General features: G+C 72.3%; 6 protein-coding genes. 3 read left to right on the forward strand and 3 right to left on the reverse strand.

What is annotated here, in order from left to right:
• Positions 1 to 732, forward strand: a 732-nt coding sequence (locus ACSNOG_RS31130; protein WP_436756054.1) for a TolB family protein, incomplete at its 5' end; no start/stop codon positions are given.
• A gap of 22 nt (positions 733 to 754) precedes the next feature.
• Here ACSNOG_RS31130 and ACSNOG_RS31135 read toward each other — a convergent pair.
• Positions 755 to 2,917: a hypothetical protein gene (locus ACSNOG_RS31135; RefSeq protein WP_436756055.1), complete on the reverse strand. Its 2,163-nt coding sequence runs from the start codon at positions 2,915 to 2,917 to the stop codon at positions 755 to 757.
• Between the two features lie 241 nt (positions 2,918 to 3,158).
• Here ACSNOG_RS31135 and ACSNOG_RS31140 point away from each other — a divergent pair, with 241 nt between their 5' ends.
• Entirely contained in the window at positions 3,159 to 3,806 is a 648-nt protein-coding gene (locus tag ACSNOG_RS31140; protein ID WP_436756056.1) for a 50S ribosomal protein L25/general stress protein Ctc, read from the forward strand.
• Positions 3,807 to 3,872: 66 nt separating this feature from the next.
• On the opposite strand, the gene ACSNOG_RS31145 is transcribed toward ACSNOG_RS31140, so the two are convergent.
• Together ACSNOG_RS31145 and ACSNOG_RS31150 are read right to left on the reverse strand one after the other, a co-directional pair.
• The gene (locus ACSNOG_RS31145) at positions 3,873 to 4,667 is read right to left on the reverse strand and encodes a VOC family protein (protein ID WP_436756057.1); all 795 of its coding nucleotides are present in this window, start codon (positions 4,665 to 4,667) and stop codon (positions 3,873 to 3,875) included.
• 166 nt (positions 4,668 to 4,833) lie between these two features.
• Positions 4,834 to 5,892, reverse strand: coding sequence for an NAD(P)-dependent alcohol dehydrogenase (locus tag ACSNOG_RS31150; RefSeq protein ID WP_436756058.1), 1,059 nt, complete (start codon positions 5,890 to 5,892; stop codon positions 4,834 to 4,836).
• Positions 5,893 to 6,010: 118 nt separating this feature from the next.
• Between ACSNOG_RS31150 and ACSNOG_RS31155 the strand changes: the two genes are divergently transcribed.
• Entirely contained in the window at positions 6,011 to 6,886 is an 876-nt protein-coding gene (locus ACSNOG_RS31155; RefSeq protein WP_436756059.1) for a helix-turn-helix transcriptional regulator, read from the forward strand.
• Positions 6,887 to 6,919 lie beyond the last annotated feature (33 nt).

Here is a 6,919-nt window from a genome sequence, read left to right on the forward strand (position 1 = left end):
GGGCGGGACGAGGTGTGGGTGCTGCCGCCGGGCGGTGGCCGGCCTTCCCGGGTCACCGAGCACGGCGGCGACTCCGGCTATCTGGAGCCCAGCTTCTCGCCCGACGGCTCGTGGATCGTCTTCCAGGAGAGCCGGGAGAGCCGGGAGAGCGGGGAGGGCCAGGAGAGCGGCGAGGGGAGCGGTGAGAGCGGTGAGAGCCGCAAAGGTGCGAAGGGCGGGGGCGGGGACGAGCCGGCGGACGCCGGCGGCAGTGCGCTCGGCTCCCTGTGGAAGGTCAGGCGGGACGGCAGCGGGCGGACCCGGCTCCTGGACGGTCCCGCCACCGGCACGGACAACCGTCAGCCCAACTGGTCGCCGAAGGGCGACCGGCTGGTCTTCCAGCGGCGCGAGCGCGGCAGCCGCGACTGGGCGCTGTACGTGATGAACGCCGACGGCAGCGGCCTGCGGCGGCTCACCGGCGGTGCCGGCGAGCACACCGACCCCAGCTGGTCGCCCGACGGCCGGCAGGTGGTCTTCTCCTCCACCGCCGGCGGCCTGGAGGTGCCGCAGATCTTCGTGATCCCGGTGGACGGCGGCCGTCCCGTCCGGGTGACCGTGAGCGACGGCTCCTACGACGGAGCGCCGAGCTGGTCCCCGGACGGGCGGTGGATCGCCTTCGAGTCCCACCCGGGGGACGAGGACCGGCCGACCTCGTTGTGGCGGGTCCCTGCCCCGGGAACGGACGGGCCGTAGCCGCAGCCGTCGCTCCCGGGGGTCAGGCGGGCCCGGTGGTGACCGTCAGCAGGGAGTACTGCCCCACGGTCAGGGGCACCGTCGCGGTGGTGCCCGCCACCTGCCAGGCGACTGGCCGCGGGGCCGGCGACGCGCCGTCCGGGGAGCTCGCCGTGGCGGACACCACCCGCCTGCCCGCGGGCAGTTCGAGCGCGACGGAGCAGGCGGCCGGCGTGGTCCTGAACACGGCCGGGGCGTCACCGAAGCAGGTGAAGTTGACCAGCTGGACGATGGTGTCGTCGCCGAGCCGGCTCACCTCCATGTGGATGCGGCGGTCGCCGGTGAGCCGCACCGGGGGCGGCGCGGCCGCGAGGACGGGGGTCAGGATCCGGTCGGCGCTCGCCTGGTCGGTGGAGGTCAGGTAGCTCAGGCCCGCCAGGTCCTTGACGTACCAGCACGTACCCGAGCCGAATCGATTCTGCTTGCTCGCGGGCAGCGGGTCGCCCTTGCGGAACCCCAGCACGTCGGCCAGCGCGTACTCGCTGCGGGCCGTGCCCAGGGCGTCGAGGGCGGTGGGTGCCGGACCGGTGATCACGACCGTCCCGCCGCCCGCCACGTACTCCCGCAGGACCGCGGCCTCGCCGTCCGAGACGGCCTGCAGGTTCGGCAGCATCAGCGCGCGGTACGGGGCCAGGTCGGCGGCTTCCAGGTGCGGGCTCGTGACGGTGGCGAAGGGGACGTGGGCGTACACCAGCGCCTTGACCGTGCCGCGGAACTCGCCCAGCCACGCCTGCCGGGTGCAGCTCTCCTCGGCGCTGCCCCCGGCCCACCAGTCCGTGACGCCCGAGGGCACCTTGGTGTTGACGTACATCCCCGTGCCGACGGCGGGGCTGACGTAGTCCCGGGAGGCGGAGGAGTGGTAGACGCCGACCTCGGCCGCGGGCACCGCGTCGTAGAGCTTCTCCTGGTTGGCCGCGACGAAGGCGTACATGCGGGTGCGCATCGCCTTGTCGGTGGTCTCGTTCTTGAACGGGGTCCTGACCTCGTACGGATTGCAGCCGGCCGCCAGCAGCTCGGCCATCACCAGCGACGCGTCGTCGGCCTTCCATCCGTAGGAGAACGCCCACGCCGGCTTCGCCCCGCTGGCCGCCCGCGCGTACTTGTACATCGAGATCAGACACGTCCAGTCGGACGCCGTGGCGTGGCGCATCCCGTCGTAGTTGGCGAGGATGTCCACCTCCCAGACGTGGCTCACGCCCTCCGCCTTGCGCAGGTACGCCCCGTCGAGGCCGACCAGCGTGGCGTACTGGTAGTCCATGCTGACCGTCTCGACGAACGTGACCAGGTCGGGGTTGACCGACCGGCCGGCGGCGGCGATGTCGAGCTGCCACTGGTTGAGGTTGCGGTGGCGCCACTCCACGTAGCGGCGGAACGGCAGGCTCGAGAAGTCGGCCTTGGCCGGGAGGGCGAGACCGGTGTCGGCCTTGAAGGCGTCCGCGGCCCACGTGGAGCCGTCGCACCAGCTCAGCGCCCCGTCGAAGTAGATCGGCACGTCCGGCCAGATCGCGTCCACGCCCGTGGCGGCCAGGGCCTTGACGCGGCCGAGGTAGTACTCCCGCCAGGGGGAGTTGGGGCTGAGCCAGCAGCTCTCGTCACCCGGGTCGACCCAGACGACCAGGCTGCCGTAGAAGACGTTGGGCTTGCCGTCCAGAGAACGCTGCACCCAGGACTTGCCCTCGCCGTTCTTGTAGAACGACGGGCCCTTCTCACCGCCGACGCTGATGAGCTCCAGCGACGGGTAGTACATGACGACGCGGATCCCGGCCGCGTGCGCCAGCTCCGTGAAGCTCTTGACCTTGCCCATGTGCTCGGTGAACTCCGCGGGCGTCAGCCAGTTCGACAGGATCGTGTCGAGCTCGATCACGTTGACGTTCTGCGCCTTGAGCGCGGTGATCACCGGCTTCATGTCGCGCAGCGGATCGGCGTCCTCGTCGAACGTGCCGTCGGCCAGCCTGGCGAAGCGGCTCCACTCGGGGAAGAGCCCCTGCCGGGCCGCGGCCGGCGCCCAGGCCGGCTCGGCGCCCGGGCCGGAGACGCCGGACGGGCCGGCGGGGCCGGGGAGGAGCCGGGAGGCCAGCGCGCCCCCGCTCACTCCCAGGCCGGTGCGTAACAGCGCTCTCCGGCTGAATCTTCGCATTCCGCTCATGGGTGTCCCCTCGCATTCACGACTGCATGACTTCACGACGGTGTGGCGGGGTCTGCACGGTGCCCGCAAAGTCTGCCGGATCGTTTTCGCGGAGGCGGACGGATTCCGGATAAGGCGGTGCGCATCTGCCATCAGATGGAAATCAGCCCGATATCGCACCCGTACGGAGCAGCCGGGGCGGCACCCCTCCGGCCGGCGGTTAACAGAGTCTGCAGACGACTGAACCGCGAGGAGTGCAGGCATGGCTGAAGTGAAGCTGACCGCCGAGACACGCACCGAGTTCGGCAAGGGTGCCGCCCGTCGCATCCGCAGGGACAACAAGGTTCCCGGCGTCATCTACGGGCACGGTGCCGAGCCGCGGCACGTGGCGCTGGACGGGCATGCCCTGCTGCTGGCCCTGAGGACTCCCAACGTGCTGATCCGCCTGGACATCGACGGCAAGAAGGAACTCGTCATCCCCAAGGCCGTTCAGCGGGAGGCGCTGCGCGGCTTCCTCACCCACGTGGACCTGCTGATCGTCAAGAAGGGCGAGAAGGTCACCGTGGACATCCCGATCCACATCGAGGGCGAGCTCGCACCCGGCGGCAACCTGCTGGAGTACATCCTCAACGCCCTCCCGGTCGAGGCCGAGGCCACGCACATCCCGGAGGGCGTCACCATCTCCATCGAAGGCATGGAGGCGGGCCAGGCCATCCACGCCAAGGACATTCCGCTGCCGCAGGGCACCACCCTCGCCGTCGACGGCGAGGACGCCGTGCTGCAGATCGTCGCGGCCCAGACCGAGCCGGAGGAAGGGGCGGAGGAAGAGGGCGAGGAGGAAGCGGCGGCCGCCGTCGAGGGCACCACGGAGCAGGAGGCTGCCACCCCCGAGGGCGAGGGCGGCAGCTGAGGCCCGCGGGGCCTCGGCGGCCCCGGAGCGGCCGGGGCCCGGCCGCTGAGGGCGACCGGCCGCGGGTCAGGCCTCGCGTGGCAGGGGCTTGAGGACGCCGAAGACCGCGCCGAACTGGTCAGCCAGCCAGGCGATCCGGCCCACGTCCGGCACGTCCGCGGCCGGCGCGACCACCGAGCCGCCGCTCTCCTGCGCCTTGGTGACGGTCACGTCGGTGTCCGTCACCAGGAAGTACGGCATCCAGCGGGCCCGCCGGCCCTCGCCGTCGCCCTCGCCCGGCGCGGGGGCGATCCCCCCGAAGGGGGCGTCGGGCCCGCTGCTGCCGGCCGTGGAGATCAGCGTGTACGTGCCGACGCTGAACTCCTTCTCCTCCGCACCCCACCCGAACAGGGCGCGGTAGAAGTCCGCGGCGGCCGCCGGGTCCGCGGTGTGCAGCTCGACCCAGAGCAGGGTGCCGGGCTCGCACACCCGCTCCAGGCCCTTGACGGCCCCCGGCTGCCAGAGGGAGAACTCCGCGCCGCCCGGGTCGGTCAGACAGGCCAGCCGGCCGGCGTCCATGACGTCGGCCGGCGGGACCCGCACGGTGCCGCCCGCCTGCTCGGCCGCCTTGACGGTGGCGTCGGCGTCGGGCGTCTGGAAGTACACCGTCCACGCGGGGCTCGCGCCCTCCTCGGTCAGCGGACCGAGCGCCGCGACGTCCTTGCCGTCCTGCTGGAAGAAGGCGTAGCCGCCCGTGTCGGGCCCGGCGGACTGCACGTCCCAGCCGAAGACCCGGCCGTAGAACTCGGCGGACCCGGCGGTGTCCGGGCTGCCGAGGTCGAGCCAGTTGGGTGATCCGGTCACGAAATCTGTGCTGAGCATGGTGGGTGCCCCTTCGACGGATGCGCGCGAGGGGCCCGGCACCGCGGGCGCGGCACGCGGCGTCCCCCGACGCGTCTCAGTCTTGCACCGCGCCGGGGGCGTCGCGCGACGCCGTGGCCAACGCCCACCGGCGTACGGGGTCGCGGCCCGGCGTGACGAGGGGCGGTCAGATCGTCGCGGCGTCGATGACGAAGCGGTAGCGGACGTCACTCGCCAGTACCCGCTCGTACGCCTCGTTGATCTGCTCGGCCCGGATGAGCTCGATCTCGGCCGCGATGCCGTGCTCACCGCAGAAGTCGAGCATCTCCTGGGTCTCCGGGATGCCGCCGATCATCGAACCCGCCAGGGACTTGCGCCGGGCGACGAGCGCGGCGGCGGACACCGGCTGGGGCCGCTCCGGGATGCCGACCTGCACGAGCGTGCCGTCCGTCTTCAGCAGGCCGAGGTAGGCGTCCAGGTCGAGGTCGGCGGAGACGGTGTTGACGATCAGGTCGAAGCTGTCCGCCAGCGTCTCGAAGGTGGCCGGGTCGGAGGTCGCGTAGTAGTGGTCCGCGCCCAGCCGCAGGCCGTCCTCCCGCTTGCGCAGCGACTGGCTGAGCACGGTGACCTCCGCGCCCATCGCGTGCGCGATCTTCACGCCCATGTGGCCGAGGCCCCCGAGGCCGACGACGGCGACCTTCTTGCCGGGACCCGCCTGCCAGTGGGCGAGCGGTGAGTAGAGGGTGACGCCCGCGCACAGCAGCGGCGCCGCGGCGTCCAGGGGGATGGAGTCGGGGATGCGCAGGACGTAATTCTCGTCGACCACGATGTGGGTGGAGTAGCCGCCCTGGGTGACCTCGCCGTCACCGCCGGTGCGCCCGTAGGTGCCGACCATGCCGAGCTCGCCCGTGCAGTACTGCTGGAGCCCGGCCTTGCAGTTGGCGCACTCGCGGCAGGAATCCACGAAGCAGCCGACGCCGACGCGGTCGCCGACCCGGTGGCGGGTCACGCCGGAGCCGGTCGCGGTGACCACACCGGCGATCTCGTGGCCGGGCACGAGGGGGAAGTGCCCGCCCTCGCCCCATTCGCCGCGGGCGGTGTGGATGTCGGAGTGGCAGATGCCCGAGTACTTGATCTCGATGAGGACGTCGTGCTCACCCGGCTCCCGGCGCCGGACCGTGATGCGCTCCAGGGGGGCCTTCGCCGAAGGGGCGGCGTATGCGGGAACGGAGGTGTGTGTCGTCATGGGAGAAATCCTGCGCGCAGGAGAACGCTCCAGCCAGAACCCGGCTGAGACTACGCTTGCGGTGCCTACCACTGGCAGTACCACCCTGGCCCGCACGGCCGCCCGCATACTGGTGGGCATGGACCAGCGCACCGAACTGAGCGAGTTCCTCCGCAGCCGCCGGGCGCGGCTGCAGCCCGAGGAAGTGGGCCTGACGCCCTACGGCGGGCGGCGCCGGGTGCCCGGGCTGCGGCGCGAGGAGCTGGCGCAGCTCGCCGGGGTCAGCGTCGCCTACTACACGCGCCTGGAACAGGGGCGCGGCCAGAACGTGTCCGCGGGGGTGCTGGAGGCGATAGCCGACGCCCTGCGCCTGACCCGCGCCGAGCGGGACCACCTCACCCACCTGGTGCACCCGTGCGTGACGAAGACGCGCCGGCCCGCCCGCCCGCAGCGCGTGCGCCCGTCGGTGCAGCACCTCATCGACACCATGGACAACACCCCGGCCTACGTCATCGGCCGCCGCCTGGACATCATCGCCTGGAACCGGCTGGCCTGCGCCCTGCTGGGGGACTTCGACGCGATGCCCGCCGGGCAGCGCAACATGGCCTGGCAGGTCTTCCTGGAGCCGGCCACCCGCGAGCTGTACGCGCAGTGGGACCGCAAGGCCGCCGACGTCGTGGCCTTCCTGCGCCTCGACGCGGGCCGCTGCCCCGACGACCCGAAGCTGGCGGCCCTCGTCGGCGAACTGTCCGTCAAGAGCCCGGAGTTCCGCTCGCTGTGGGCCACCCACAACGTCCAGGACAAGGGCTTCGGGGTGAAGGAGCTGCACCACGCGGTGGTCGGCCCGCTGACGCTGTCGTACGAGACGCTCGTCCTGCCCGCGGACCAGAGCCAGCAGCTGATCACGTACCACGCCGAGCCCGGATCGCCGTCCGCCGAGTCGCTGCGGATCCTGGCCAGCTGGGCCATGGAGAGCTCCGGGGGGAGCATGCCCGCGGCCCGGCCGGGGGCGTAACCGGACCGGACGTCAGGGGGCGGGGCGCCAGGG

This window comes from Streptomyces sp. URMC 124, from assembly GCF_051386455.1.
Taxonomy (GTDB): domain Bacteria; phylum Actinomycetota; class Actinomycetes; order Streptomycetales; family Streptomycetaceae; genus Streptomyces.

Bases quoted from the DNA above. Each gene is read 5' to 3' on its own strand.
- ACSNOG_RS31135 (WP_436756055.1), bottom strand. From the start codon at position 2,917: ATGAGCGGAATGCGAAGATTCAGCCGGAGAGCGCTGTTACGCACCGGC.
- ACSNOG_RS31140 (WP_436756056.1), top strand. From the start codon at position 3,159: ATGGCTGAAGTGAAGCTGACCGCCGAGACACGCACCGAGTTCGGCAAG.
- ACSNOG_RS31145 (WP_436756057.1), bottom strand. From the start codon at position 4,667: ATGCTCAGCACAGATTTCGTGACCGGATCACCCAACTGGCTCGACCTC.
- ACSNOG_RS31150 (WP_436756058.1), bottom strand. From the start codon at position 5,892: ATGACGACACACACCTCCGTTCCCGCATACGCCGCCCCTTCGGCGAAG.
- ACSNOG_RS31155 (WP_436756059.1), top strand. From the start codon at position 6,011: ATGGACCAGCGCACCGAACTGAGCGAGTTCCTCCGCAGCCGCCGGGCG.